1 protein-coding gene is annotated in these 426 nt (G+C 66.7%); it reads left to right on the top strand.

Annotated elements, in window-relative coordinates:
* Positions 1 to 426, top strand: a 426-nt coding sequence (locus AC1D0P_RS30260) for a hypothetical protein (protein WP_477680109.1), incomplete at both ends; no start/stop codon positions are given.

A 426-nucleotide genomic window follows, 5' to 3' on the forward strand; every position in this document is an offset into this window, starting at 1 on the left:
AGCATACGCTGCTGCTCGGCTGGAACCGGCGCGCGCCGCTGGTCGCGGCAGAGCTTTCACGCTTCGTGGCGCCCGGCTCGCTGCTGACCGTCGTCGCCGATGCCGGGGCGTTCGCCAGGCAGGCGGCCGAGATCAAGCTTTCGGACGACAGGCTGCGCCTCGACATCAGGCACGGCGATTCGTCCTCGCGCAGCGTCATCCGCTCGCTCGACCCGCTGGACTACGATCATATCCTGGTCCTCGGCTATCATGAGGACCTGGCGCCGCAGGCTGCCGACACGCGCACGCTGGTGACGCTTCTGCATCTGCGCCAGGTCGCCGAGGAATCGAGCCGCCATGCGAATGTGGTCAGCGAGATGATCGACGTGCGCAACCGCGAACTGGCCGAAGTGAGCCGCGCCGACGATTTCGTCGTCAGCAATAAGC

The sequence above is a fragment of the Polaromonas sp. P1_G2 genome (genome assembly GCF_056405515.1).